Genomic DNA, 25,864 nt, shown 5'->3' on the forward strand with positions numbered 1-25,864 from the left:
TCATCACAGACAATCGGGTGGATGTGACTACTCACGGGGTGGACTGCACCGAAATGCTCAGTTGGTTTGCGGTGGCGTTGCCGGATCCCGCGATCTGATTGAGTTGCAGGACGCCGTCGAATCCCTGCAGTGCGGAGGCTTCGACCGCCACCCTGCGAGTTCCGGCCGACCGACCGCTGTTGACGGCCCCCTGCCCCCCTGCTGACGCGAGCGCGCCCGACGCGGCCAAGGCCTCGTCGTTCGTTTCGCGTATGCCCTGTTGCGCCAGCGTGGCGGTGACGACGTTGAGCGTCGCGTTGCCATTGCCGCTGGCCTGGTTGATCGATGCGACGCCGCTGGCGCCGTTCAGTGCCTGGCCGCCGATCGTTGCGCTGGCGTCCATGGCGGTGTCGCTGATGCTGAGGTTGTTGGACTGCTGCTGGCGCGCATCGACGTTGATGTGGGCGTTGCGGCCGTTGGCGATGCCCATCAGGTTGGCCTGCTGGTTGAGATCACCGGCGGCCATGTTGACGGTCATGGCGCCATCGGCGCCGGCCAGGGTGCGGCCGTCGATGCGGCTCTGGTTGAGATAGGACAGCATCGCGGCGTAGTCGTTGCCCTGCTGGGCATGCGCGGCCAACGGCGCGAGCATCAGGCCCGTGAGCAGTGCGGTGCGCAGCACGGTGTTCATTTGCCGGGCCCGCCCGCAGGCTGGCCGAGCGGGAACTGGGCGAGCGCGCCGCGCACCTGGTCGCCTATGCCGCGGGTCGCGTTGCCGACCGCGCCCATGGGGCCGCCGATGGTGTTGCTGAACTGGCCGCTGGACAGCATGCCGCTGTCGGTGACCTTGCCGAGCGTGCCGTTGACGGTATGCCCGGTGACGCGCTCGATGGTGGTGGCGTTGCGCGGAATGCCGGCGCCGGTGTTGGAGCCGAGCGAGGCGTAATCGTCGTCGCTGAGTTCATCCATGCCGGTGGAGGTGCCGAGGGCGTGGCCGATTTCGCGGCGCGGCGAGGGGTCTGCGATGAGGGCCATGCCCGGAGGTGCGGGGCGATAGGCCGGTCGTGCGGAGACGTCACGCAGGAGGACGATTTCGCCGGGCTGGGCCTTGACGCCCTGGCGTGCGCCGGAGGCGTTGGCGGCGGCCGGCACGGCGAGTGCAGCGGCGAGCAGCCACAGGGTGATGTGTCGTGTGCGGTGTGCGGCAACGCTGTCCATGGCGACCTCCGATGACATGCGGAGGGGGGGAGCAGCATTCGTGCCAAGTTCTGTACGCCCGTGTTTGCTGGGCTTTCGTGCGGTTGGGGTTAATGGCGCGCAACATTGCTGTTACAGGGGCGTTGGCATTTGGGCGAATGAATGGGTCGGTGCGGTGATCACGCGTTGCTGACAGGTAGACGCGGTGCGGGTGTATCACGGGTGTTACACCGGGTGATACAGGGGTTTACGGTGCGGATTCAGGGTGGTTGCCTGGCGCGCGCAACGCTTCAACTGTTCACTGGCGGGGGCGGCCGGTGTGTCGAGCGCTGGGCCTCGCTACGCTTGTCGGCGAATGTCCCCCGGTGCGGGCCTGCCGGTCGCTTCGGGGCGTGACGCTCGCGGACACCCAAAGCGGAAAAAAAGACCGGCTCTCGCCGGTCTTTGGGTGCTGCGTTCGTGCCTGCATCAGGACGTTCGTTCTTCGCCTTCGTCCACACCCAGGTTGGTGGATGGGTTGTCGTAGACCGCGCGGTCGAGCAGGCCGGTTTCCTTGGCAACGATCACCGGGACCAGCATCTGGCCGGTCACGTTGGTCATGGTGCGCATCATGTCCAGGATGCGGTCGATCGCGTAGAGGTAGCCGATGGTTTCCAGTGGCAGGTTGGCCGCGCTCAGCACGACGGTGGCCATGACCACCGCGGTGCCGGGGACGCCGGCGGTGCCGAAGCTGCCCAGGACCGAGGCGATCAGCACGACGATGTACTGCTCGGGGGTGAGCGGAACGCCGGTGTACTGGGCGATGAAGACGGCGCACAGGGCGGGATAGATCGCGCCGCAGCCGTCCATCTTGATGCTGGCACCCAGGGGAACGGCGAAGGAGGCGTAGTCCTTGTTGACGCCGAGGTTGTGGGTGATCGAGCGCATCGCGGCCGGCATGGCCGCGAAGCTGGAGGAGCTGACGAAGGCCACCTGCATGCCGGGGGCGGCGCCGCGGAAGAATTTCAGCGGATTCAGGCCGTGCATGAGCAGGAGGCTGCCGTAGACCACCACGATGTGCAGCGCGCAGGCGATGTACAGGGCCAGGACGAAGTTGCCGAGCGGCAGCAGTTTCTCGAAGCCATAGCTGCCGACCAGGCCGGCGATCAGGCCGAAGGTGCCCAGCGGGGTGATCTCCAGCACGAAGCGCGTCACCTGGATCATGATGTCGCTCATCTGGCCGGTCAGCTTGCGTGCTTCGCTGACCTTGTCGCCCAGCTTGACCATGGCGAAGCCGAGCAGGCCGGCGAAGAAGATCACCGGCAGGATCGAGCCGCGGCCGGCGGCCAGGACGGTTTCACCGGCCGCGTTGACGCGGGTGCCGATGCCGGTCAACGCGTAGAACACGTTGGAGGGCACGACATCCATCAGCACCTTGATCACGCTGGGTACTTCGCGCGGGGTGTAGCTGTGGTCCATGCTCAGGCTGAGCGCGCCGCTGCCCGGCTGCATGAGGGTGCCCACGCCCAGCCCCACGCACACGGCCAGGGCCGCGGTGATGATGAACCACAGGAAGGTGCGCCCGCCGAGTGCCGCCACGGACTTCTGCCCGTGCAGCGAGGAAATGGCGTTGATCACGGCGAAGAACACCAGCGGCACCGCGATCATCTTGATCAGGGTAACGTAGAGATCGCCGAGGGGGCCGAACCAGGTTTCGGCCGCCGGACCGAGCAGCCAGCCGGCCAGTGCGCCCAGCACGAAGCCGCCGAGGACCCGTTGCCAGAAGGGGATCCGCAGCCAGGCAGAGACCAGCTTCATGTGCGTTCCAGAGATGATTTGACAGCTAGGCACCTTAGCCCAAGCCGGGCCGCGGAACGAGGCGTGGACGGAAAATCAGCGTGTCATCGGCGTGCCTTGCGGCGTTCTGCATAATGAACGCCCGTTTCACATGTGAGATTCATTCATCCATGTTCCGTTTCACGCCCCTGGTGGCTGCCGTCACCACCCTGCTGCTCGGCGCCTGCGCCAGTACCGCTCCCTCCTCCAGCGCCTCTGCCGGCGCGGTCCAGGTCGATGTGCCGGCCATTGCCCACCCTGCCGGGGAGACGCCGCAGTGGTGGTACCGCAGCGGCGCGGCACGGGCGGCCAGCACCGGTGCGATGGACGGCAAGGCCAAGAACGTCATCCTGTTCCTGGGCGACGGCATGAGCCTGACCACGGTGGCGGCAGCGCGCATCTTCGAGGGGCAGCGCAACGGGCACCCGGGCGAGGAGAACCTGCTGTCCTGGGAGCGCTTCCCTGCGACGGCGTTCAGCAAGACCTACAACACCGATTCGCAGACGCCGGATTCGGCGGGCACCATGACCGCGATCACCACCGGCGTGAAGACCCACATGGGCGCGATCGGCGTCAGCGCGGGCACCCGCAATGACTGCGCCGACAGCCTCGACAAGGGCCTGCTGACCTGGCTGCAGCTGGCCGACAGTGCCGGCATGGCGACCGGCGTGGTCTCCACCGCCCGCCTGACCCATGCCACCCCGGCAGCGACCTACGCGCACTCGCCGGAGCGCAACTGGGAGAACGACACCGATGTGCCGGAAGAGGCCAAGGCGGCCGGCTGCCGTGACATCGCCCAGCAGCTGCTGTCGACCTCGCGCTTCGGGCGCGGCCCGCTGGTCGCCCTCGGCGGCGGCCGCGGTGAGTTCACCACGGTGGAAGAGCGCGATCCCGAGTACGACGACAAGGTCGGCCAGCGCCTGGACGGGCGCAGCCTGGTGACCGAATGGCAGCAGGCGCACCCGCAGGGCGCGTACGTGTGGAACGCCAGGCAGCTGCAGGCGGCGGCCAATGCGCCGGCCATCCTGGGCCTGTTCGAGCCGGACCACATGCGCTACGAAGCCGAGCGCAAGGACGACCCGGCCGGTGAGCCGAGCCTGGCCGAGCTGACCAAGGCGGCGATCGCCAATCTGTCGCGCCATCAGGAAGGCTATGTGCTGATGATCGAGGGCGCGCGCATCGATCACGCCAACCACAGCGGCAACGCCTACCGGGCGCTGACCGATACGGTGGCGCTGTCCGATGCGGTGCGCGCCGCGGTCGAGGCGACTTCCGACCAGGACACGTTGATCATCGTCACCGCCGATCACTCCCACACACTGAACTTCGTTGGTTACCCGGCCCGTGGCAACCCGATCCTGGGCAAGGTCAAGGACAAGGGGGGCGAAGACGGTGCCGGCAAGCTGGACCTGGCCCGCGACGGCCTCGGCCTGCCGTACACCACGCTGACCTACGCCAACGGCCCGGGCTACACCGGTGCCACCAACCAGCAGCCGGTCGGCCCGAAGCGCTACCCGCACAACCCGAGCAGCTTCGATCCGACCACGGGTCGGCCGGACCTGACCGCGGTGGATACCGAGCATCCCGATTACATGCAGGAAGCGCTGGTCCCGGCCAAGAGCGAATCGCATGGCGGCGAAGACGTCGGCATCTGGGCACGTGGCCCGGGCAGCAAGGCGGTCCGCGGCACGATGGAGCAGAACGCGATCTACCACATGATCGTGCAGGCCACCCCGCGCCTGCGCCAGCGCCTGTGCGAAGCCGGCACCTGCGATGCCAGGGGCGTGCCGGTCGAGCTGCCCAAGCCGACCGCGTTCGAGCGCCAGGCGGGCGACAGCAAGTAATGCATCGACTGCTTCGCAATGCAGCGAACAGGGGCCGCCTCGCGCGGCCCCTGCTGCTGGTGGCCGGTCTGTTCGCATCGCCGTTGGCCTTGGCCGCCGGCACCGGCACCGGCACCGACACCGACACCGGCACCGACACCGGCACCGGCACCAGCTGCGCCGCCCTGACCCAAGAGGATGGGCTGCAACCGCTGCCCGGTTGCCAGTGGCTCGATGGGCATCTGGAACTCGACGCGGCGTCCCTGGCGTCGCTGTCCTACGATCAGGACGGGCTGGCAGCGGTCTACGCCGGCGGTGGATTCCACTACGTCCGTGCCGATGGTCGTCAGTTGCCGGTGATCACCTTCGACAACGGCCCGGACTACGTTGTGGAGGGGTTGGTCCGTGGGCGTGTCGGGCAGCGCATCGGTTACTTCGATACCCAGCTGCGCCAAGCCTTTCCGGGCACGTTCGATTTTGGCTGGGCCTTTGATGACGGGGTGGCCCGCGTCTGCGAAGGCTGCCGTCCGGGCACGCCGGACGACCACGGCCACATCGCGATGGTTGGCGGCACCTGGTATCGCATCGATCGGCAGGGGCGCCCGGCGATGGATGCCGGCACACCGTGATTCCCGCGTGGCAACGTCGCCACGCAGCCCCGATACTGCCGGTCTGCCTGAGATCGCACTTCCCATGACCTCCCTGCTGCCGCCACCGCCCTCTGTCGTCCGCCCTGTGCTGGTCGGCTTCAGCGGTGGCCTCGATTCCACCGTCCTGCTGCATTGGCTGGCCACCTCGCCGGCACAGCGGACGGCCGGCCTGCGCGCCGTGCATATCCATCACGGCCTGCAGGAACAGGCTGACGCCTGGACCGTGCACTGCACGCAGCTCTGTGCGCGCTGGAACATCCCGCTGCGGGTGATCCGCGTGCAGGTGCCGCGTCACCAGGGACAAGGCCTGGAAGCCGCCGCGCGGCATGCGCGCCGTGAGGCGTTCGCTTCGCAGCTGCTGCCTGGTGAACACCTGGCCCTGGCCCATCACCGCGATGACCAGGCCGAGACCTTCCTGATGCGTGCGCTGCGCGGCTCCGGCGTGGATGGGTTGGCCTCCATGCAGGTCACCAGCGCGTTTGGCGCCGGCACCGTGTGGCGGCCCTTGCTGGAGGTTCCGCGCAGTGCGTTGCGCGCACATGCGCAGGCCGAGGGGCTGGAGTGGATCGAAGATCCCAGCAATGCCAGCGATGACGCCGATCGCAACTTCCTGCGGCTGCACGTGCTGCCGCAACTGCGCCAGCGCTGGCCGCAGGCCGATGCGGCATTCGCCCGGAGTGCCGCCTTGTGCGCGCAGTCCCAGCACCTGCTCGACAGTGCCGACCGCGACGCATTGGAACGCTGCAGCGTCGGCCCCGGCGTGATCGACTGTGCGCGGCTGCTGCGCCAGCCGCTCGAGCGCCGCGCCCGGTTGCTGCGGCACTGGGTGCGCGGCAGTGGCCTGCCGCCGCTGCCGGCCGCGGGCGTGGAGGCGGTCGAACGCGAGCTGCTCCCGGCTGCCCACCACGCCGATGCGCAGTTCGCCTGGCAGGGGGCACGCATCCGCCGCTGGCGCGGGCAACTGCACCTGCTCTCGGCCAGCCTGGCCTTGCCGGCCGACTGGAGCGTGCACTGGGATGGCCGCGCGCCGCTGGCATTGCCAGATGGTGGCGAGCTGCGCCTGCTTGGCACGGACGCCGGTTTCGACAGCCCGGTGCAGATCCGCGCACGCCGCGGCGGCGAGCGCATCCAGCTGCCCGGGCGCACGCATTCCCATGCGCTCAAGGACCTGCTGCAGCAGCAGGGCCTGCCGCCGTGGCAGCGTCGCCAGCTGCCGCTGCTGTTCGACGAGGACACATTGCTGGCCGCCGGTGACCGGGTCATCGGTGCCGCCCTGCAACCGTGGCTGCTGGCCCATCACGCGCAGTTGCAGTGGACACCCGGCGCGGCCTGAATTGACCCCGCCCGGCCAGCAGCCCACACTTGGCACATGGCAAAGAAGTCCCCCAATGAAACCTCCCCGGTCGCCCACTTCGAGCAGTCGCTGGAAGAGCTGGAGCAGCTGGTGGAGAAGATGGAAACCGGCGAAATGAGCCTGGAACAATCGCTCAGCGCCTACGAACGTGGCGTCGGCCTGTACCGCCAGTGCCAGCAGGCGCTGGAACAGGCCGAACTGCGCGTGCGCCTGCTCAGCGATCCAGCCCAGCCCGACACCGCGGTGCCATTCGACCCGCCCAGCCATGACGGTTGAGGCCACGTTCGCGCGTTGGCGCGACCGGATCGAAAGCCAGCTCGACGCCAGCCTGCCCTCCCCGTCCGATGCCCCGCGTGGACTGCACCAGGCGATGCGCTATGCGGTGCTCGGGGGCGGCAAGCGCATGCGCCCGCTGCTCGTGTATGCAAGCGGCCGAATTTTCGGCGCCGACGAGAACGCACTGGACGCGCCGGCGATGGCGGTGGAGCTGATCCACGCGTATTCGCTGGTGCATGACGATCTGCCGGCGATGGACGATGACGCCCTGCGTCGCGGCCGCCCGACCACGCACATCGCCTTTGATGAAGCCACCGCGATCCTCGCCGGTGATGCCCTGCAGACGCGCGCGTTCGGCCTGATCGCCGATGCGCCGCTGCCCGCGTCACTGCGCGTGGCCTGCCTGCAGACGCTGGCCCACGCCTCCGGTGCCGCCGGCATGTGTGGCGGCCAGGCGCTGGATATCGACGCCACCGGTCATCAACAGCCGCTGCAGGATCTTGAGCGCATGCACGCGCTCAAGACCGGCGCACTGATCCGCGCGGCGGTGCGCATGGGCGCGCTGTGTGGCCAGGCACCCGCCGCCGATCTGGCAACGCTGGATACGGTCGCCTCGGCGCTCGGTCTGGCGTTCCAGGTGCGCGATGACATCCTCGATGTCGAAGCCAGTTCCGAACAGCTCGGCAAGACCGCCGGCAAGGACGAGGCACAGGCCAAGTCGACCTTCCCGGCACTGCTCGGCATGGACGGGGCGAAGGCGCATCTGCGCACGCTGAGCGAGCAGATGTTCGATGGCCTGGCCGGATATGGCGAGCCGGCAGATGCACTGCGTGCGCTGGCGAAACTGGCGGTCGAGCGGGATCATTGAGCGACCGTGCCGGCAGCCACGCATGGCGTGGTTGCACAACGCCAGGACACAGAAAAACGCCCGGGAATCCCGGGCGTTTTTCGTTCCAGCGCTGCGGATCGATTACTTGATCAGGCGCAGGGCGAACGGATAACGGTAGGCTTCGCCGTTGTTGGCCTTGACCGCTGCGATGATGCAGAAGATCACGTTGAGCAGGCCGACGATCGGCGCCAGCAGGCCACCGATGATGACGATGGTCAGCACGATGCAGATCAGCATCGCGATGGTGATGGTGATCTGGAAGTTCAGCGCTTCCTTGGCCTGGTCGGTGACGAAGCGCTTGCTGCTGTCGTCCTTGTTGATCAGCCAGATGATCAGCGGGCCGAGGAACCAGGTGAAGATGCCCAGCAGGTGGGCCACCAGCGCCATGGTGCGCTGATCGGCCGGTGCCGGGGCGCTCACCGGCGGCGGCGGGGTGGTGACGTTGTCGAAATCGCTCACGTGAAACTCCTTGTTCGAGGTAATGGGTATTGCACGCGGCAGGCTCCCCGCCTGCCAGGGCAGCCCCAATAGAATACGTCAATCGTTACCGGCAACGGTCATTCGTCCTACAAGGATCGAACCGGTGTGCACGTGCGAGCGGGTGTCGATGTCGGCACCCACCGCTTCGATGCTGGCGAACATCTCTTTGAGGTTGCCGGCGATGGTGATGCCGTCCACCGGGTAGCTGATCTCGCCGTTCTCCACGCGGAACCCGCCGGCGCCGCGCGAGTAATCACCGGTCACGCTGTTGACGCCCTGCCCCATCAGTTCGGTGACCAGCAGGCCATTGCCCATCTGCCGGGCGATCGAGACCAGATCGTCCGCGTTGGCGGTGACCTTGAGGTTGTGCACGCCACCGGCGTTGGCGGTGGTCGGCAGGCCCAGCTTGCGCGCCGAATAGCTGCCCAGGATGTAACGCTCCAGCACGCCATCGCGGATCAGCGCCGAATTGCGCGTGGCCACGCCATCGCCGTCGAAGGCGGCCGAACGCAGCCCGCGGCGCAGCAGCGGCAGTTCTTCAATGCCGAACCACGCCGGGAACAGCCGGGTGCCAACGCTGTCGAGCAGGAAGCTGGCGCGGCGGTACAGCGCCCCGCCGGAGACGGCGCCGAGCAGATGCCCGATCAGCGAGCGGGCCACCTCCGGCGAATACAGCACCGGCATCTGCGCGGTGGTCATCGAGCGCGGCTCCAGGCGGGCGACGGTGCGCTCGGCGGCGCGGCGGCCGATCGAGGCGGCATCATCCAGGTCTTCCCGGGCCAGGGCGCTGCTGTACCAGCCATCGCGCTGCATGCCATCGCCCTGCCCGGCGATCAGCGCGCAGCCGATCGAGTGGTGGCTGCTGCGCTCGCGGCCGATGAAGCCGTGCGAGTTGGCATACACCGACAGGCTCTGCGCGGTCGCGGCGGAGGCACCGTCAGAGTTGCTGATGCGGGTGTCGGCCTCACGCCCGGCCGCTTCGCAGGCCAGCGCCAGGTCCAGCGCCGCATCGGCGCTGAGCTCCCAGGGGTGCCAGCCGTCCAGATCCGGGAACTGGCGGGCCATCAGCGCCGCTTCGGCCAGCCCGGCGGCTTCGTCGTCCTCGGTGTGACGGGCGATCGCGCAGGCCTGGGCCACGGTCGACTCCAGGCTGCTCTCGCGCAGGTCGGCGGTACTGGCACTGCCCTTGCGCTGGCCGAAGTAGACGGTCACGGCGATGCCGCGGTCACGGGTGGACTCGACCGTTTCGACCTCGCCCAGGCGCACGTTCACATCCAGCCCGCGCTCATCGCTGCAGCTGACCTCGGCCTGGGTGGCGCCCAGGGCTTTGGCCCGCTCCAGCAGGCGTTGGGAGATGTCAGCCAGCTGCTCCAGGCGCTGCAGGCTGTCGTCGGCCGGGGAGACTTCAGGGGAGATCACGTTCAATGCTTTATCCTGTACAGGTGAGTGCCCGGCGCGACGCCGGCACAGTTTACGGATGTGGAAATAAGACGATGCGCGGACGCGACGAAGAAACCGGTGAATTCCTTGATATCAGCCGCAGCCAGAACCGCCGGGCTGCGCTGGACGTGCTGGCCCTGGGCGAGAAGCTGGTCTCGCTGACCCCGGCCCAGCTGGCGCGCCTGCCGGTGCCCGAAGACCTGCTGCCGCACATCGCCGAGGCCAAGCGCATCACCGCTCATATCGCCCACAAGCGCCAGCTGGCGTTCCTGGCCAAGCACATGCGCCGCGAAGACGACGCCGTGCTGGATGCGATCCGCAACGCGCTGGATGCCAACAGCGAGACCTCGCGCCGTGAAGTGGCCACCATGCACCGCGTGGAAGACTGGCGCGAGCGCCTGCTCAAGGACGGCGACAAGGCGCTGGGTGCGCTGCTGGATGAGTACCCGCATGCCGACCGCCAGGAGCTGCGCACGCTGGTGCGCAACGCCCAGGCAGAGAAGGCCAAGAACAAGCCGCCGCGCGCCTACCGAGAGATCTTCCAGGTGCTGCGTACGCTGCTGCTGCCGGCCGCGCTCGGCCTGGAGGGCGTGAACGCCTCGTCCGACGATGACCTGGACGACGCGGTCGATACCGATACCGACGGCGACGAGAACGCCGAGGACTGAGCCCCGGCGCTCACGCGGCACCGCCAGCACCAGGCTGGCGGCCGCGTCGTCGGGCAGCACGAGGGCACGCATCCCGGCTCAGGCCTGGGTGCCGCCCACGGTGATGCCATCGATCAGCAGGGACGGCTGGCCCACGCCGACCGGCACGCTCTGGCCATCCTTGCCGCAGATGCCCACGCCTTCGTCCAGGGCCAGATCGTTGCCGATCATGCGCACTTTCTGCATGGTTTCCGGGCCATTGCCGATCAGGGTCGCGCCCTTCACCGGCGCGGTGATGTTTCCGTCTTCGATCAGGTAGGCCTCGGTGGCCGAGAACACGTACTTGCCGCTGGTGATGTCGACCTGGCCGCCACCGAAGTTGACCGCGTACAGGCCACGCTTGACCGAGCGGATCATCTCTTCCGGATCGTGCTGGCCGGCGCGCATGTAGGTGTTGGTCATGCGCGGCATGGTCATGTGCGCGAACGACTCACGGCGGCCGTTGCCGGTCGGCGCCACGCCCATCAGGCGCGCGTTGAGCGAATCCTGCATGTAGCCGACCAGGATGCCGTCTTCGATCAGCGTGGTGCACTGGGTCGGGTGGCCTTCGTCATCGATGTTCAACGAGCCGCGGCGCCCGTCCAGGGTGCCGTCGTCGACGATGGTCACGCCCGGCGCGGCCACGCGCTCGCCGATCCGGCCGGCGTAGACGCTGGTGCCCTTGCGGTTGAAGTCGCCTTCCAGGCCGTGGCCGACCGCTTCGTGCAGCAGCACGCCGGGCCAGCCCGGGCCGAGCACCACGGTCATCACGCCGGCCGGGGCCGGGATCGCCTCCAGGTTCACCAGTGCCTGGCGCAGCGCCTCGCGGGCGAAGCCCTCCGGGCGCCCCTCGGCGAACAGTTCTTCATAGCTGTAGCGGCCGCCGCCGCCGGAGTAACCGGATTCGCGACGGCCATGCTGCTCGACGATCACCTGCACGTTCAACCGCACCAGCGGGCGGATGTCGGCGGCAAGCACGCCATCGCTGCGCGCGATCAGCACCGTGTCCACGCCCCCGGAGAGGCTGACCATCACCTGCTGCACGCGCGGGTCGGCGGCGCGCAGGTAGCGGTCCAGGCGCTTGAGCATCTCGACCTTGGCCTCGTTGCCCATGCCATCGATGGGGTCCAGCGCCGGGTACAGCGCGCGGCCGCTGCCACGCACCAGCGAGCGGGCCGACTGCGCCCCGCCCTCGCGCGAAATCGCGCGGGCCGACTGGGCGGCGGCCAGCAGCGCATCGCTGTGGATGTCATCGGAATAGGCGAAACCGGTCTTTTCACCGGCGATGGCGCGCACGCCCACGCCCTGTTCGATCGAATGCGCACCGTCCTTGACGATGCCATCCTCCACGCTCCAGCTCTCGCGGCGCGCGTGCTGGAAATAGAGATCCCCGAAATCGATGCCCGGCCCCAGCAGGGTGCCGAACGTGCGTTCCAGACCGCCCGCATCCAGCCCGGCGGGCAGCAGCAGACGGTCGGTGGCCAGCGAAAGTGCGTTGTTGTTCATGCTCTTTGATCTATGGGCGCCGGGCGCAATCGCAACCCGGGCGCGGGAAAGGGGTCAGCGCGCCGGGGGTGCGGCCGGCGCCGGCCTGGGCGCGGTGTCGCGGTCGATCACCTCGACCTTGGGTTCGGCCCAGGGGCCGGTCACGCGGTAGGTCTTGGCGCCGATCTCGCCCAGCGGCTTGGACAGCACCGCGTTGGCCGCCGCGCCTACCGCGGCGCCCACCGGGCCGCCGGCCACCGCGCCAACGACGGTCAGCAGGTTGCCCGCACGCGGGTTGACGTCGATGGTCTGGTCAAAGCGCTGCTGGCGCAGATCGGCCTGGCCGCGGATGGTGATGTTCGCCGCCGGGCCTTCGATCAGCACCTTGTCGGTGGTGGCCATGCCGTCGCCGAAGGCCACGCTGCCTTCGACCTGGTTGAAGGCGAAGCCCTTGGAGAAGAAATCGCGGAAATCGAACATCAACCGGCGCGGCAGCTGGGCCACGCTCAGCAGCCCGAGCACGCGACCGGCGCCCGGCTCCAGCTCCAGCAGCTGGCCGTTGCGGGCATGCACGTCGAGCTGGCCCTGCAGCGCGCCCAGCTGGAAATCCGACGGCCCCCCCTGCCACCCGGCAGTCATGCTCAGCTGGCCCTGCCCGCCACGCAGCTGGCCGCCGTAATCCAGGTTCTGCATCAGCCCGCCCAGGTCCTCGCTCCTGACCTGCACGTTGAACTGGCTGCGCGCGGCCGCGCCCATGCCCATCCAGCGGCCATCGACGTCGATCTCCTGCTTGGGCGCGCGGAACTGCAGCTGGTCCACGCTCAGGCCGTTGCCCATCGGGCGGGTGCGCAGCACCGCCTGGCCGAGCCTGGCCTTGCCGAACTGCAGGTCCTCGATATCCAGCGACAGCGGCGGCACCTTGGCCGGGTTGGTGTCATTGGCACTGGCCTGGACCCGTGCAGGCAACGCCACGTCCGGCGGCAGCAGGATCGGGGCGCCATCACTGGGCGCCTTGACCGGCGTGGGCAGCGATTGCCAGTGGACGCGGCTGAGCTTGCCGACGATGGTGCCGCCATCGGCATTGGGCACGCTCAGGCTGCCCGCCAGCGAGGGGCCATCCAGGCGCACGTCCACGCTGTTGCCGGTCGGACGCAGCTGCAGCCGGGTCTGCTCGAACACCCCACCGGCCAGCAACAGCTGGCCGACCTGCACATCCACATGGCGCAGCGGCATCGGGTCCTTGTCATCGCCCCCCTCGGGCGAACGGGCCAGGCCGATCCATTCCAGCGCATCCAATGAACCGCTGCGGCCGTTGACCACCAGCCCGCTGGCGGGGGGATCCCGATCCACATGGTCACTGCCGAGCGTGACCTGTACGCCGGTCTGGTTGTCATGGGTGCGGGCAGCCAGCGCCAGGCGCTGGCCGAACGCCACGTCCACGCGGCCACTGCCCATCGGCAGCTGCGCGGTCACGGCCGTGGCCAGCGGCGTGGCGGCCGGTTTGTCCAGCGGCGCGGGCAGCTCCAGCGTGGTGCCGACCAGGTCCGAATGCAGCTTGAGGACGGTCGGCGGCTCGACCTTGCTGCCGGCGGCGACCTTGGGCAGGGTCACCCCGATGGTCCAGCGCGAGGTGCCTTGGATATAGGGCTTGAGCCAGTTCAATTCCGGCGCGCGGTCCAGCAGCGCACCCGCCGCCAGCGAAGCGGTCAACTCGGATTCAAAGGCCTGCTGCGGGTCGCGCACGAACTCGCCGGCGCGCAGGCTGAGCAGCCCGTCCTGGCCTTGATGCCGCACGGCAAGCTGTTCCGCATCGAAGCCGCCATGGCCGTAACGGGCCTGGCCGCGCATGTTCTCGAAGACCAGGTCGAAACGCTTCTCGGTGAGCGTCGCACCGTTGAGATCGACCGTGCCCTGCAGGTGGCCGCCCCCTTCGTCGTGGTGCAGCGGCTGCAGCAGATCGAAGGTGACCGCAGCCGGTCCCTTCGCGGTCAGGTTGTCCAGGGTCTCGCCGTAGGTGGCCTGCAGCGGGCTCTGCTTGAGCATGGCCAGCAGTGCACCGGCATCGCTGCGGCTGGTCGCCTTGACGTACAGATCGGTCACGCCGAAATCCGGGATGCCGGCGTCGAAGTGGTCCACCGCCACGCCCGCCAGGTCGCCCTTGCCATGCAGTTCGAAGCCCGGACCAATGAAGGCGATGTCCGCATCGACCTTGTTCATCGCCGGCCAGTCGTGCTGGAAACGGATGCTGCCAGCGTCGATATGTCCGGTCGCTTCGAAGCGGCCATTGTTCTTGTCGAAGGGCCAGTCTTCCAGATCACCGGTCACCAGGCCCACGCCGCCGCGCACCTGCCCGGAGACCAGCGCGGCGTCCAGCCAATCGGTGGCGGCCTTGCTCATCTTGGAATGGATCCAGAAGCGTTTGGCGGCGGTCATCGGTACATCGTCGATCTTGGCCGCCAGCTCCAGCCACGGGCGCGTGCCGTTGTTCTGGAACCAGATCCCGCCGCGTACATCGGCCGCGTAATCGGTGCCCTGCACGCGCAGGGCCGGGGTGCCGATGCGCCATCCGCCGGCTTCATCGCGCCAGCCGACCAGGCGGCCAGCCAGGCGCACGTCGTGGCGCTCGCCGAAGCCGCTGGGCCAATCAAACTGCATGACCCGCTGCGGCTGCAGCTCCAAGGTGAAGCCATCGGCGTCGCCATCGAAGCGGCCACCCACGCCGCTGAGCCCTGGCGAATGCCCGACCGCGGCAAAACGGATGTCTTCCAGGTCGCCTTCGACCGACAACGGGCCGCCCTGTTCGCCCGCCACCCGCACGCGGGTCATCCGCACCTGCGGCGAGGCGTCATGCAGCCACTCGCGCAGGCCGGGATCGATCCTGTCGGTCAGCGCCAGGCCGCGCAGCAGCGCGGTGGCATCGATGTTGTCGCCGGCCAGCGCGAAATGCTGCCCGCCGGCCAGCAGCAGCCCATCCAGTTGCTGGGTGCTGCCTTCCATGCCGATCCGCAGGCGCGGCGCATCGGCGCGCCAGCCACCGTGCACCCAGCGCCAGCGCGCGCGCAACTCCAGCGTGTCCAGCGCCAGCTGCGGGTGGGTGCCGTCTGCAAGCTTCACGCCGCGGACCTGCACGTTCTGCAGGTCCGCATCCGTGGTGACCATCACCACCCGGTGGTCGCGCAGATCCACCCATGCATTGAATTCACCGGTGCCCTGCTGCAGACCGATGCCGCCGAACTGCAGCAGCGAGGACCACGCACGGAAATCGGCTGGATCGGCCGACAGCCACGCCTGCCCATCGCCGCGCTTGCGCTCGAACTCCAGCACCGCTGTAAGCGGCTGGGCGGCAGGATCGGCCCAGGCACGCGCGCCCACGCGAAGGCGCTGGCCGTTGACGCGCAGGCGAAGGTCGATCCGCGGCAGCGATGCGTTCACGCCCAGCGAGGGCGCATCGACCCGCAGCCGCCCGCCGATCACCTGCAGCTCGCCCAAGCGGCGCAGTGTTTCCAGCGGGTCACCCGCAGCCGACTGCGGCAGCCCTTGCACCGACCAGCGGCCGTCATCGGCGCGCTGCAGCACCAGCGCCAGGCCACGCAGGCGCAGCTCGGTCAACGAGTGACCCGGCAGCAGCCCGGCATACATCGACACCAGCACCTCGGCCTCGCCGATGCGCAGGCCCTGCCCTTCACCGATCCGCAGCCCTTTGAGCTGCAGCAGCGGCCCACGCCGGGTCCAGGCGGTATCCAGCGCATCGAAACGCACCGGCTGGCCGGCACGCGCGCTCAGCCATGCCGCCACCCTCTCCGGATGGCGCTCGGCCAGCGGCAGCAGCTGGCTGGCGGTGCCGACCAGCAGGGCCACGCCCACGAGCAGGACCGCCACCGCATACACGGCATGGCGGCGGATCCGGCGCAGGCGCAGGCGCAGCGGTGTGCTCATCGGAACCTGGGAACGCCGGACCGGCCGCGGTCAGAGCAGCACGACATCGAACTGCTCCTGCAGGTACTGCTCGTCCGCCTGGAAGCGGATGCTCTTGCCCAGGAACTCCTCCAGTTCGGCCACCGCCGAGGATTCCTCGTCGGTGATGCGCGCGACCACCTTCGAGGAGGCGATCACCAGCAGGCGGGCCGCATCGAACTGGCGCACCGCCCGGGTGATCTCGCGGAAGATCTCATAGGTCACCGTCTCGGCGGTCTTGATCGACCCCCGCCCGCTGCACTCCGGGCACGGCTCGGAGAGCTGGCGCTCCAGGCTTTCCACGGTGCGCTTGCGCGTCATCTCGACCAGGCCCAGCGGCGAGAAGTCATAGACGGTGGTCTTGGCATGGTCGCGGGCCAGCGCCTTCTCCAGCGTGCGCAGCACCTGGCGGCGATGCTCGGCGTCATCCATGTCGATGAAGTCGATGATGATGATGCCGCCCAGGTTGCGCAGCCGCAGTTGGCGCGCCACGGCCTGCGCCGCTTCAAGATTGGTGCGGAACACCGTCTCTTCGAGATTGCGCTGGCCCAGGAACGAACCGGTGTTCACGTCGATGGTGGTCATCGCCTCGGTCTGGTCGATCACCAGATAGCCACCGGACTTGAGCGGCACCTGCTTGTCCAGCGCCCGGCCGATCTCGTCCTCGACCCCGAACATGTCGAAGATCGGGCGATCGCCGCTGTACAGCTCCAGCTTCTCGGCCAGCACCGGCATGTACTTGGCCACGAATGCCTGCAACTGGTTGAAGGTCTCCTTGGAGTCGACCTTGACCTTGTCCACGTCCTTGCGGATCAGGTCGCGCACCGAGCGCAGCGGCAGGCTCAGGTCTTCATAGATCACGCTGCACGGGGCGGCATCGCGGCCACGGCGCTCGACCACGTTCCAGACCCGCGACAGGTAGGCCACGTCCTCGGCGATCGCTTCGGCCGGCTGGCCTTCGGCGTTGGTGCGCACGATATAGCCATAACCGCCGTGCTGGGCCGACAGTTCAGTCACCAGGGTCTTCAGGCGCGCGCGCTCGGCCTCGTCTTCGATCCGGGCCGACACGCCCACCACCTTGGACTGCGGCAGCAGCACCATGTAGCGCGAGGGAATGCTGATCTGCGTGGTCAGCCGGGCCCCCTTGGTCCCGATCGGATCCTTGACCACCTGCACCACGATGTCCTGGCCGTCGCGCAGCAACTCCACGATCGGCACCGAGGACGGCGGCGGCAGGGTGGTGCCTTCGGTATCGGCGCTGGCCACCGGGGCCGGGCGGATCACGTCGTTGGCGTGCAGGAACGCGGCGCGCTCCAGCCCGACCTCCACGAACGCCGCCTGCATGCCGGGCATCACCCGCTGGACCTTGCCTTTATAAATGTTGCCGACGACGCCACGGCGCCAGCCGCGTTCGATATGCAGCTCCTGCAGCATGCCGTTTTCGATGACGGCGACGCGGGTTTCCCGCGGGGTGACATTGACCAGGATTTCTTCAGACATGGGCGACTCCCTTCAGTTCAAACGCCTGCAGCAACTGCTCGGTCTGTTGCAGGGGCAAACCCATCACACCCGAATAGCTTCCCGCCAGGTGGCGGATATATCGTTCGGCGCCGCCCTGGATCGCATAGGCGCCGGCTTTGTCCATCGGCTCGCCCGTGGCCACGTAGGCGGCGATCCGGTCCTCGTCGATCGCCGCGAACGTCACCTCCGAGACCACCAGTACGCCCTGCTCCCGGCCGGCGGCGACCAGCGCCACGGCGGTCATCACCTGGTGGGTGCGCCCGGCCAGCGCGCGCAGCATCGCGCGCGCATCGTCGGCATCGACCGGCTTGCCGAACACGCGCCCATCCAGCACCACCTCGGTGTCCGAGCCGAGCACCACCGCGTCGGGGTCATGGGCGACCAGCGCCAGCCCGGCACGCGCCTTGTCGGCGGCGACCCGCTGCACGTAATCGGCGGCCGACTCGGCGGGCGCACGGACTTCGGGCACGTGAAGGTCGAGCGCCCGGAACGGTCGGTCCAGGCGCGCAAGCAGTTCGTTTCGTCGGGGGGATCGAGAGGCGAGATAAAGCATCGAGGAAGCATAACCTGAGGCTACTGTCTGAATCGCAAGCAACACCCTCCAATCGTCATCAACCCCATCAAACCTCACGACGCGTTCATCGCCCCGACACCAACCTCAACGTCTTCACAAGGAGATGTACATGCGCCGCCCGTCCCTGTCCCCGTTGCTGCTCGCCCTGTCCCTTGCCCTGGGAGCTTCGATGACCGCCCACGCCCAGTCCCAGCCCGCCATCGCCGTGCCGGCCGACGGCACCCTGCTCAACATTTCGGCCAATGCCGAGGCCAGGCGCGTGCCGGACGTGGCAACGCTGTCGGCCGGTGTCGTCACCCAGGCCGTGGACGGCAACACCGCCATGCGCCAGAACGCCGAGCAGATGACCAAGGTACTTGCCGCGATCAAGGCCGCCGGCATTGCCGAGCGCGATGTGCAGACCAGCGGCGTCAACCTGAGCCCGCAGTACCGTTACGCCGACAACGAGGCGCCGAAGATCACCGGCTACCAGGCCAGCAACACGGTCAGCCTGAAGGTGCGCGACATCGCCAAGCTCGGCAAAGTGCTTGATGCACTGGCCGCGCAGGGCGCCAACCAGATCAACGGCCCGCAGTTCGAGATCGACCAGCCCGAGCCGGTCTACGACGAAGCCCGCCTGGCCGCACTGAAGAAGGCCCAGGCCCGCGCCGAAACGTATGCCAAGTCGCTGGGCCTGCGCGTGCGCCGGATCGTGAGCATCTCCGAAAGCGGTGGCGGCAACTTCCGCCCGGTGATGATGCGTGCGGCGGCCGCGCCGATGGCGGCCGATGTCTCCACGCCGGTGTCGCCGGGCGAATCGACCGTGTCGGTCAACCTGGACGTGGTGTTCGATCTGGGCCGGTAACACGTCGCAGCAGAGCGGACCCACGGTCCGCTCCTGCCTGGGATGACGGCGCCTTGGGGCGCCGTCATGCTGTCCGCGGTCATAGCCCGACTGCAGTCCGCGGCGCACCGCCATCGTCGATGGTCAGGTCGCAGGGGCCGATGGCCGGGTGCCGGTGGAATTCTCGTTGCCGCGTTGGTGCGTCCGGAGAGCACCGCGACGGGGCTCTCCCCATTCATACAACGTGCTCACGCCATCGTTCCCGAATTAAGCAATTTTTCACACTTGCGTCACCTGCCGGAAACCTAGATTGGCGCCGTTGCCACCGTTCTGGTGTCGACTTATTGACATCTAGGTTTTCCCAGTCAGGAGAGAAGCTGTGAAACACCCGACCCAACGCCGCGACGACAGCCGCCGCAATACCCTGGCCCATTCCATTTCCACGATCCTGACCAGCGGCGCGCTGCTGCTGGTAGGGGCCATGGCGTCGTCCTCCGCGTTCGCGCAGGAGCAGGCGACCAACCTTGACCGGATCACCGTCACCGGGTCGAACATCCCCCGCACGAATACCGAAACCCCCTCCCCCGTCCAGGTGGTCACCCGCCAGGAAATCGACCGTACCGGCAAGACCACGGTCGCCGAGTATCTGCAGACCCTGACCGCGGACGGGTCAGGCTCCATTCCCAAGACCTTCGGCAACGGGTTTGCCGGCGGTGGCGCCGGCATCTCGCTGCGCGGCCTGGGCGCCGGCTCCACGCTGGTGCTGTTGAACGGCCGCCGCATGGCGACCTACGGCCTGGCCGATGACGGCCAGAAAGTCTTCACCGACCTGAGCACCATTCCGCTGGATGCGGTCGAGCGCATTGAAGTCCTGAAGGACGGCGCTTCTGCGATCTACGGTTCGGACGCCATCGCCGGCGTGGTCAACATCATCCTGCGCAGCGACTTCAACGGCGCCATCCTGCGCGCCTCCTACGGCCTGTCCGGCGACAGCGACGGCGATGCCAGGAAGGCCACCCTGACCGCCGGCACCGGCGACCTGGCCACCGATGGCTGGAACGCGTTCTTCAGTCTGGACGTGGGCAAGACCGACGCGATCAAGATCAGCGACCGCAAGAACCGCAAGTGGATCGGCACCGGTGATATCCGCCCGTGGGGCTATGGCAACAACGCCCAGTTCCTGGGTGGCGCCGCGCTTTCCGGCGGTACCCGTGGCGGTGTAGGTCCGAACGGTTCGGTGTTCGACGACCGTGCGGTGACGGATGACGACCCCGCCTTCCTCGTCGCGCTGCCGGGCTGCGCCGGCTTGACCACCATCCCCGGCCAGAACGATGTCACTGCCCAGCAGCAGGGCTGCCTGTGGGATCCGGCCCAGCTGTACCGTGACCTGACCCCGGAAGAGAAGTACGTCAACGTATTTGGTCGCGCCAGCTTCGCCTTCGGCGAGGGCGGTGAGATCTACACCGAAATCGGCTACTCCAAGAAGGAAACCACCTTCAGCAACACGCCCTCCGGCGTTTCCGGTGGCTGGGGCTATCCCGGTGGCCCGGTCAACGCCAACAGCGGCGATGGCGCCACCGTGCTCAGCCCGACCCACCCGGACAACCCGATCCCCGGCCAGGCCTCGCGCCTGCGCTACTCGGCCTGGGATGTCGGCCCGCGTGTGACCGAGAACACCAACGAGTTCAACCGCTTCCTGGTGGGCGTCAAGGGCAACTGGGGCGAGTGGAGCTACGACACGGCCTACCTGCATTCGGGCACCGACCTGGTCAACAAGCGTACCGGCTTCCTGAACTACGACGCCGTGCGTTGCGTGCTCGGCAACCCGGCCTGCCCGGCAGGCGTGTGGCGCATCGGCGACAACGCGGGGCTGAACTCGCAGGCCCTGTATGACTACATCTCGCCGGACATCAGCGCCCGCGCCAAGTCCAGCCTGGACATGTTCGACTTCACCGTGTCGCGCAGCCTGGCCGACCTCAAGGGTGGCCCGCTGGGCCTGGCGCTGGGTACCGAATGGCGCAAGACCAGCAACAGCCTGACCCCGCAGACCTTCACCGACCAGGGCCAGATCATCGGCCTGGGCTACTCGGCCTACGACGGTACACAGAACGTGTACGCCGGCTATGTCGAGCTGTCCGCCCCGGTGCTGGAGCAGTTGGAACTGTCCGGCGCGGTCCGTTACGACAAGTATGAGAGCGGCGAAGGCAAGGCGACGCCGAAGGTCGGGATCAAGTGGACCCCGGCCGACTGGATCGCCGTCCGCGGCAGCTATGCCGAAGGCTTCCGTGCCCCCAACCCGGCCGAGAACGGCGACGGTGGCCTGGCCGCGTTCTCCAACGCTTCCGATCCCGTGCGCTGCCCCGGCGGCAACCCGGCCCCGGGCGCGAACGATGACGATTGCGGCGCACTGCCGGTCGCCATCATCACCCGCCCCAACGCCGACCTGAAGCCGGAAGAGTCCAAGAGCTACTCGGTGGGTCTGGTGCTGCAACCGACCTCCAGCACCTCGATGACGGTCGACGCGTGGCAGATCAAGCGCACCAACGAAATCGCCCAGGGCAGTACGGCCGAAGCGATTGCCGCGGGCAATGTGCTGCGTGACAACAACCTGCTCAATGGCGTTCCGGGCACCGGCAGCATCCTGGCGGTCAATACGCAGTACATCAATGCGGCATCGACCCGCGTGCGCGGTATCGATACCGACATCCGCCAGACCTTCGACATCGGTCCGGGCCAGCTGGAGATGGACCTGCAGTGGAGCCACGTGCTCAAGTTCGAGCGTACCGATGCCGACGTGACCGTCGACTATGCCGGTACCCACGGCAACTGCGACGTCACCAACTGCATCGGCACCCCGAAGGACCGCATCAACTTCGGCACCACCTGGAAGCAGGGCCCGTGGAGCGTCAGCGGCGTGGCCAACTACATCTCCAAGATGGAGAACACCGACTTCCGCGGTCCGGACGGCTCGTATCAGTTCGCCTATGCCGACGGCACGGATGTCACCAAGATTTCCTCGTTCACCACCTTCGACCTGTCCGGTCGCTGGAACATCACCGAGGCCTTCGAACTGAATGCATCGGTGCAGAACCTGTTCGACCGCATCGCTCCGCTGGATCCGACCACCTACGGTGGCGTGAACTACAACCCGCTGCACTTCAGCGGTGCGATCGGCCGTTACTTCACCGTCGGTGCCAAGTACACCTTCGAATGAGGTAGCCGCACTTGGGGAACAAGGAGCCCGGGCAGTGCCCGGGCTTTTTGTTGCTCGGCCACGCGAGTTGCGCACATCGCAGGCAAAAAAAAGCCCCGCATCGCTGCGAGGCTTTTTTTCAAATCTTGGCGCCCGAAGTTGGACTCGAACCAACGACCCCCTGATTAACAGTCAAGTGCTCTAACCGGCTGAGCTATTCGGGCGGGGTGCGCATTGTAGCCCGTTTTTCGCGAGATGTAACCCGTCTGGCGACAACTATTTCACGCACGGTGATACGGATGATTGGCCAGCATGGCCGCAGCGCGGTACAGCTGTTCGGCCACGACCAGGCGCACCAGCATGTGCGGCAGCGTCAACGGCCCGATCGACCATTTCTCGTCGGCCATCGCCGACACCTCGGCCGAGTGGCCTTCCGGCCCGCCGATCAGGAACGCCAGGTCCCTGCCCTGCCCACGCCAATGCTCCAGACGCTGGGCCAGCTGCTCGGAACTGAGTTGGCGGCCCGGCACATCGAGCGCGACCACATAGGCATTCTTCGGCAGCGCGGCGATCACCCGCTTGCCTTCGTCATCGGTCGCGCGGCGCGCATCGCGGCCCTTGCCACGCAGGCCGGGCTCGATCTCGACCAGCTCGAACGGCAGCCAGTGCGAGAGCCGCTTCTGGTACTCGGCAAACCCCTGCGCGACCCAGGATGGCGCGCGCTCGCCGGTGGCGATCAACCTGGCTTTCATCGGTGTCCTCCGCAGCTACCGCAGGCGGCGCCGCAAAAGACAACGGCGCCATCGGCGCCGTTGTCGTGACCGGGCACGCTGCGATCAGCGTGCGTCGTAGTCGTCGTCCGCATCGTCGAGCAGCTCGATCGGCGGCTGGTCGCCCACGGTCCACAGGCGCTCGAGCGCGTAGAACTCACGCACGCGCGGCAGCATCACGTGGACGATCACGTCGCCCAGGTCGACCAGCACCCATTCGGCTTCGCGCTCGCCTTCCACGCCCAGCGGCATCACACCTAGCTTCTTGGCGAACTTCACCACTTCATCGGCAATCGACTTGACGTGACGGCTGGAGGTGCCCGAGGCGATCACCATGTAATCAGCGACGCTGGAGCGGCCGATGACGTCGATCTCAACGAGATCCTTGGCCTTCAGTTCTTCGGTGGCCCCGCGCACGCACTCGAGCAGCTGCATGACGGAGGGCGCCGGATTGGGCAGTTGGACCTTGATGGTCTGGGGCTGGGCTTGGTTGCTCAAAGCGGGTCAACTCGATAAATGTGGGGCCGATTATACGGGGCGGCGGGGCCGCGCGTATTCACGACGGTGTTGCGCCGTACAGGCGGTGACCGAGGATGTAGTCGGCCACCGGCGCCGGCAGCAGCGCCTGCCAGGGACCATCGGCCTGGATCTGCGCGCGTACGGCGGTGGCCGATTCCTCGCGCAACGGGGCCTGCAGACGCAGCAGGCGCCCGGCCGGGGCGGTGAACAGCGCGCGCTCGTGGCTGGCCCAGCGTCCTTCCAGGGCCTTGGCCAGGACCGGGTCGAGCGTCTCGGCCAGCGGGCTGCCCGGGCGGTCGGCCACGATGAAATGCGCCAGCTCGAACAGCGCGCCCCACTCGTGCCAGCTGGGCAGGGCCAACAGGCTGTCGGCCCCCACCAGCCAGGCGATGGGCTGGCGCGGGCCCAGTTCGGCGCGCAGCTCGCGCAGGGTATCCACGGTGTAGGACGGTACGCCGGGCTGGCGCTCGGCGCGGTCCAGCTCGTGCCGGTCCAGCAGCAGGCCCGGTTCGTCGCCGACGGCCAGGGCCAGCATGGCCAGCCGCTGCGCGGCATCGGCGCCAGGGGCGGCGCGGTGCGGCGGATCGGCGGCCGGCAGCAGGCGCACGGCCACCTGCAGCTGGTCGCGCGCGGCGCGGGCAATGGCCAGGTGGCCCAGATGAACCGGGTCGAAGGTCCCGCCGTAATAGATGCGCAGCCCCATGGGCTCAGGCCCGGGCGAGCAGGCGCACGGCACGGGCTTCGGACACGGCGATCAACAGCCGCTCCAGCGCCAGCCAGGCATCGCCATCGGCGCGCCCCTTGGCGATGCGGTCCACCAGCCCGGCCTCGGCCACGAAGCGCTCCCAGCGCTTGACCTCGGGATGGCGCTGCAGGGCGCGCTTGAACGGCGCCTGCCGCGATTCCCAGATGCCGCGGCTCTTCATTTCCGCGGCCAGGTTGCCACCGCGCGCCTGCACCCGCGCCAGACCGGCGGTGGAAAGCAGCTCGCGGATCACGATCGGGGTCAGGGCCGCCACGGCTTCGCCTTCGGCACGCAGCCCGGCGATCATGCGCAGCACCGCGGCAGGCTGGCCGGAGAAGGTCGCTTCCACCAGCCGGAACACGTCGTAGCGGGCGGCATCGGCCACCAGCGACTCCATCGTGTCCACGTCCAGCGTCTGGCCGTCGGCCAGCAAGGCCAGCTTGTCGATTTCCTGGGCGGCGGCCAGCAGATTGCCCTCCACCCGCTCGGCCAGGCGCTGCACGGCCTGCGGATCCGCGCGCAGGCCCTTGCCACGCAGGCGGCGCTCGATCCACTCAGTGAGTTCGTGCGGCTTGATCGCCCACGCCACCGAGATCACCCCGGCACGGCCCACCGCATCGGCCCACTTGGTCTGGTGGGCCTTGCTCCATTCGTTGCAGGTGATCAGCAGGATCACGTCCGGCGCCGGGTTGGCACAGAACTGGCTGATCACTTCAGCGCCTTCCTTGCCCGGCTTGCCGCTGGGCAGCCGCAGTTCCATCAGGCGCCGGGCACTGAACAGGCTGGGGGCGTTGAAGCTGGCGTCGAGCTGGTTCCAGTCGAAGTCACGGCCATCGGCATCGAACACTTCGCGTTCGTTGACGCCGTCGGCGCGTGCCCGTGCACGCACGGCGTCGGCCGCTTCCAGCACGCGCAGTGTTTCCGGCCCGGCGATCAGATACACCGGAGCCAGCGGCTGGCTGGCCGGTTGGCTGGCAAGCTGTTCGGGACGAAGTTCCATCCGGGCAGGCCGATCCGCGGGCGGAGCGGGCTCAGCGCCCCTGCGGCACGTCGGCCGGCACCGCCGGCGTGGCCGGGGTGGTGGCCGGCGTCGTGCCGGGCTTGGCCGGGGCACGGCCGTGCTCCAGCTCGGCACGGACCACGCTGTCGATGCGGCGCATGATCGAGGCTGACATTTCACGACGCAGTTCGTCGGCGAGGATCTCGCGCTCGGTGGTGGTACCGGTGGCGTCGGTCGGCGGCGACACGTAATCGCGCGAGAGCTCGATCACCTGCTGCGGCACCAGTTCGCTGCCGTCTTCGCGGCGGAAGATGAAGATCACCGCGTAGCGCAGGCTGTATTCCTGGGCACGGCCCTGGGCATCGATCGCGATCGGCAGATCGCCCCAACGCTCGGACAGCACCTGGAGCTGCGCGGCCGGTTCGGTGCTGTCGCTGTCGGCAATCTGCGCGCCCGAGGCCTGCAGGCCACGACGCAGCAGCTTGACCAGTTCGCTGTAGGGCGCGGTGGACACCACCTGCACCGCCGCCGTATCGGCTGGCAGCATCAGCTTGTTGCGCAGATGGAAGCCGCAGCCGGCGAGGGTTGCGGTCAGGACAAGGGCAAGCAGGAATCGGGTCATGGACACAGTCTGTAGGAGCCGGGCGGTCGCGGCAACAAGCAGTGATCGTGCCGGATGCCGCGTGAACAG

Annotated in this window: 22 protein-coding genes and 1 tRNA gene; 8 read left to right on the top strand and 15 right to left on the bottom strand. The window is 68.1% G+C overall.

Annotation, left to right across the window (positions count from 1 at the left end; genetic code table 11):
- Window positions 1–31: 31 nt before the first annotated feature.
- The 3 genes from BIZ42_RS04060 to BIZ42_RS04070 form a co-directional block, all read right to left on the bottom strand.
- On the bottom strand, window positions 32–670 hold the full coding sequence (locus tag BIZ42_RS04060) for a hypothetical protein (RefSeq protein ID WP_046273258.1): 639 nt from the start codon (window positions 668–670) through the stop codon (window positions 32–34).
- Entirely contained in the window at window positions 667–1,197 is a 531-nt protein-coding gene (locus BIZ42_RS04065) for a hypothetical protein (protein ID WP_070425617.1), read from the bottom strand. The genes BIZ42_RS04060 and BIZ42_RS04065 overlap by 4 nt, the downstream gene beginning before the upstream one ends.
- A 447-nt stretch (window positions 1,198–1,644) precedes the next feature.
- Window positions 1,645–2,973: a dicarboxylate/amino acid:cation symporter gene (locus BIZ42_RS04070; RefSeq protein WP_019182622.1), complete on the bottom strand. Its 1,329-nt coding sequence runs from the start codon at window positions 2,971–2,973 to the stop codon at window positions 1,645–1,647.
- A 149-nt stretch (window positions 2,974–3,122) separates the two neighbouring features.
- On the opposite strand from BIZ42_RS04070, the gene BIZ42_RS04075 reads away from it, so the two are divergent.
- The 5 genes from BIZ42_RS04075 (at window position 3,123) to BIZ42_RS04095 (ending at window position 7,962) form a co-directional block, all read left to right on the top strand.
- Complete coding sequence (locus tag BIZ42_RS04075; protein WP_019182621.1) at window positions 3,123–4,835, top strand: alkaline phosphatase; 1,713 nt, start codon at window positions 3,123–3,125, stop codon at window positions 4,833–4,835.
- Window positions 4,835–5,443 carry a hypothetical protein gene (locus tag BIZ42_RS19685; RefSeq protein ID WP_070425618.1) on the top strand — a complete coding sequence of 203 codons (609 nt, stop codon included), beginning with the start codon at window positions 4,835–4,837 and terminating at the stop codon, window positions 5,441–5,443. Before BIZ42_RS04075 ends, BIZ42_RS19685 begins: the two co-directional genes overlap by 1 nt.
- Before the next feature lie 64 nt (window positions 5,444–5,507).
- Window positions 5,508–6,797 (top strand): tRNA lysidine(34) synthetase TilS, encoded by a 1,290-nt coding sequence (gene tilS / locus BIZ42_RS04085; protein ID WP_070425619.1) that lies wholly within the window; start codon window positions 5,508–5,510, stop codon window positions 6,795–6,797.
- 36 nt (window positions 6,798–6,833) lie between these two features.
- Entirely contained in the window at window positions 6,834–7,094 is a 261-nt protein-coding gene (locus BIZ42_RS04090) for an exodeoxyribonuclease VII small subunit (protein ID WP_019182618.1), read from the top strand.
- Entirely contained in the window at window positions 7,084–7,962 is an 879-nt protein-coding gene (locus BIZ42_RS04095; RefSeq protein ID WP_019182617.1) for a farnesyl diphosphate synthase, read from the top strand. The genes BIZ42_RS04090 and BIZ42_RS04095 overlap by 11 nt, the downstream gene beginning before the upstream one ends.
- Window positions 7,963–8,064: 102 nt before the next feature.
- On the opposite strand, the gene BIZ42_RS04100 is transcribed toward BIZ42_RS04095, so the two are convergent.
- Window positions 8,065–8,442, bottom strand: a complete 378-nt coding sequence (locus tag BIZ42_RS04100) for a DUF4870 domain-containing protein (RefSeq protein WP_019182616.1) — start codon at window positions 8,440–8,442, stop codon at window positions 8,065–8,067.
- A 78-nt stretch (window positions 8,443–8,520) separates the two neighbouring features.
- Window positions 8,521–9,888 carry a metalloprotease PmbA gene (gene pmbA, locus BIZ42_RS04105; protein WP_070425620.1) on the bottom strand — a complete coding sequence of 456 codons (1,368 nt, stop codon included), beginning with the start codon at window positions 9,886–9,888 and terminating at the stop codon, window positions 8,521–8,523.
- A 68-nt stretch (window positions 9,889–9,956) separates the two neighbouring features.
- Here pmbA and yjgA point away from each other — a divergent pair, with 68 nt between their 5' ends.
- Window positions 9,957–10,571 (top strand): ribosome biogenesis factor YjgA, encoded by a 615-nt coding sequence (yjgA, locus tag BIZ42_RS04110; protein WP_019182614.1) that lies wholly within the window; start codon window positions 9,957–9,959, stop codon window positions 10,569–10,571.
- 78 nt (window positions 10,572–10,649) lie between these two features.
- On the opposite strand, the gene tldD is transcribed toward yjgA, so the two are convergent.
- From tldD to BIZ42_RS04130, 4 genes are read right to left on the bottom strand one after another with little or no spacing between them, the layout of a single operon-like run.
- Window positions 10,650–12,095: a metalloprotease TldD gene (gene tldD / locus BIZ42_RS04115; RefSeq protein ID WP_070425621.1), complete on the bottom strand. Its 1,446-nt coding sequence runs from the start codon at window positions 12,093–12,095 to the stop codon at window positions 10,650–10,652.
- A gap of 54 nt (window positions 12,096–12,149) precedes the next feature.
- Window positions 12,150–16,010, bottom strand: coding sequence for a YhdP family protein (locus tag BIZ42_RS04120; RefSeq protein WP_070425622.1), 3,861 nt, complete (start codon window positions 16,008–16,010; stop codon window positions 12,150–12,152).
- Window positions 16,011–16,040: 30 nt separating this feature from the next.
- Window positions 16,041–17,528, bottom strand: a complete 1,488-nt coding sequence (rng, locus tag BIZ42_RS04125) for a ribonuclease G (RefSeq protein WP_019182611.1) — start codon at window positions 17,526–17,528, stop codon at window positions 16,041–16,043.
- On the bottom strand, window positions 17,521–18,102 hold the full coding sequence (locus BIZ42_RS04130) for a Maf-like protein (RefSeq protein ID WP_070425623.1): 582 nt from the start codon (window positions 18,100–18,102) through the stop codon (window positions 17,521–17,523). The genes rng and BIZ42_RS04130 overlap by 8 nt, the downstream gene beginning before the upstream one ends.
- Before the next feature lie 130 nt (window positions 18,103–18,232).
- Between BIZ42_RS04130 and BIZ42_RS04135 the strand changes: the two genes are divergently transcribed.
- Window positions 18,233–18,967, top strand: a complete 735-nt coding sequence (locus tag BIZ42_RS04135) for an SIMPL domain-containing protein (RefSeq protein ID WP_070427441.1) — start codon at window positions 18,233–18,235, stop codon at window positions 18,965–18,967.
- A 358-nt stretch (window positions 18,968–19,325) separates the two neighbouring features.
- Window positions 19,326–22,160, top strand: coding sequence for a TonB-dependent receptor (locus BIZ42_RS04140; RefSeq protein WP_070425624.1), 2,835 nt, complete (start codon window positions 19,326–19,328; stop codon window positions 22,158–22,160).
- A gap of 126 nt (window positions 22,161–22,286) precedes the next feature.
- Here BIZ42_RS04140 and BIZ42_RS04145 read toward each other — a convergent pair.
- The 6 genes from BIZ42_RS04145 to lptE all read right to left on the bottom strand — a co-directional run bounded on the left by BIZ42_RS04145 (window position 22,287) and on the right by lptE (window position 25,795).
- A tRNA-Asn gene (locus BIZ42_RS04145) sits at window positions 22,287–22,363 on the bottom strand.
- 57 nt (window positions 22,364–22,420) lie between these two features.
- Window positions 22,421–22,891, bottom strand: coding sequence for a 23S rRNA (pseudouridine(1915)-N(3))-methyltransferase RlmH (gene rlmH, locus BIZ42_RS04150; protein ID WP_019183383.1), 471 nt, complete (start codon window positions 22,889–22,891; stop codon window positions 22,421–22,423).
- A gap of 84 nt (window positions 22,892–22,975) precedes the next feature.
- Window positions 22,976–23,344 carry a ribosome silencing factor gene (rsfS, locus tag BIZ42_RS04155; protein ID WP_087947504.1) on the bottom strand — a complete coding sequence of 123 codons (369 nt, stop codon included), beginning with the start codon at window positions 23,342–23,344 and terminating at the stop codon, window positions 22,976–22,978.
- A gap of 121 nt (window positions 23,345–23,465) precedes the next feature.
- The gene (gene nadD / locus BIZ42_RS04160) at window positions 23,466–24,131 is read right to left on the bottom strand and encodes a nicotinate-nucleotide adenylyltransferase (RefSeq protein ID WP_070425625.1); all 666 of its coding nucleotides are present in this window, start codon (window positions 24,129–24,131) and stop codon (window positions 23,466–23,468) included.
- A 4-nt stretch (window positions 24,132–24,135) separates the two neighbouring features.
- Window positions 24,136–25,173: a DNA polymerase III subunit delta gene (holA, locus tag BIZ42_RS04165; RefSeq protein WP_070425626.1), complete on the bottom strand. Its 1,038-nt coding sequence runs from the start codon at window positions 25,171–25,173 to the stop codon at window positions 24,136–24,138.
- Between the two features lie 31 nt (window positions 25,174–25,204).
- Window positions 25,205–25,795, bottom strand: a complete 591-nt coding sequence (gene lptE, locus BIZ42_RS04170) for an LPS assembly lipoprotein LptE (protein ID WP_070425627.1) — start codon at window positions 25,793–25,795, stop codon at window positions 25,205–25,207.
- Between the last annotated feature and the right edge of the window lie 69 nt (window positions 25,796–25,864).

This window comes from Stenotrophomonas sp. LM091, from assembly GCF_001806305.1.
Taxonomy (GTDB): domain Bacteria; phylum Pseudomonadota; class Gammaproteobacteria; order Xanthomonadales; family Xanthomonadaceae; genus Stenotrophomonas; species Stenotrophomonas bentonitica_A.

Coding starts and splice junctions, on each gene's coding strand:
- BIZ42_RS04065 (WP_070425617.1), bottom strand. CDS start 1,197: ATGGACAGCGTTGCCGCACACCGCACACGACACATCACCCTGTGGCTG.
- BIZ42_RS04135 (WP_070427441.1), top strand. CDS start 18,233: ATGCGCCGCCCGTCCCTGTCCCCGTTGCTGCTCGCCCTGTCCCTTGCC.
- BIZ42_RS04130 (WP_070425623.1), bottom strand. CDS start 18,102: ATGCTTTATCTCGCCTCTCGATCCCCCCGACGAAACGAACTGCTTGCG.
- BIZ42_RS04095 (WP_019182617.1), top strand. CDS start 7,084: ATGACGGTTGAGGCCACGTTCGCGCGTTGGCGCGACCGGATCGAAAGC.
- nadD (WP_070425625.1), bottom strand. CDS start 24,131: ATGGGGCTGCGCATCTATTACGGCGGGACCTTCGACCCGGTTCATCTG.
- BIZ42_RS04070 (WP_019182622.1), bottom strand. CDS start 2,973: ATGAAGCTGGTCTCTGCCTGGCTGCGGATCCCCTTCTGGCAACGGGTC.
- holA (WP_070425626.1), bottom strand. CDS start 25,173: ATGGAACTTCGTCCCGAACAGCTTGCCAGCCAACCGGCCAGCCAGCCG.
- BIZ42_RS04120 (WP_070425622.1), bottom strand. CDS start 16,010: ATGAGCACACCGCTGCGCCTGCGCCTGCGCCGGATCCGCCGCCATGCC.
- tilS (WP_070425619.1), top strand. CDS start 5,508: ATGACCTCCCTGCTGCCGCCACCGCCCTCTGTCGTCCGCCCTGTGCTG.
- yjgA (WP_019182614.1), top strand. CDS start 9,957: ATGCGCGGACGCGACGAAGAAACCGGTGAATTCCTTGATATCAGCCGC.
- BIZ42_RS19685 (WP_070425618.1), top strand. CDS start 4,835: ATGCATCGACTGCTTCGCAATGCAGCGAACAGGGGCCGCCTCGCGCGG.
- lptE (WP_070425627.1), bottom strand. CDS start 25,795: ATGACCCGATTCCTGCTTGCCCTTGTCCTGACCGCAACCCTCGCCGGC.
- rlmH (WP_019183383.1), bottom strand. CDS start 22,891: ATGAAAGCCAGGTTGATCGCCACCGGCGAGCGCGCGCCATCCTGGGTC.
- BIZ42_RS04075 (WP_019182621.1), top strand. CDS start 3,123: ATGTTCCGTTTCACGCCCCTGGTGGCTGCCGTCACCACCCTGCTGCTC.
- BIZ42_RS04090 (WP_019182618.1), top strand. CDS start 6,834: ATGGCAAAGAAGTCCCCCAATGAAACCTCCCCGGTCGCCCACTTCGAG.
- BIZ42_RS04060 (WP_046273258.1), bottom strand. CDS start 670: ATGAACACCGTGCTGCGCACCGCACTGCTCACGGGCCTGATGCTCGCG.
- rng (WP_019182611.1), bottom strand. CDS start 17,528: ATGTCTGAAGAAATCCTGGTCAATGTCACCCCGCGGGAAACCCGCGTC.
- rsfS (WP_087947504.1), bottom strand. CDS start 23,344: ATGCAGCTGCTCGAGTGCGTGCGCGGGGCCACCGAAGAACTGAAGGCC.
- tldD (WP_070425621.1), bottom strand. CDS start 12,095: ATGAACAACAACGCACTTTCGCTGGCCACCGACCGTCTGCTGCTGCCC.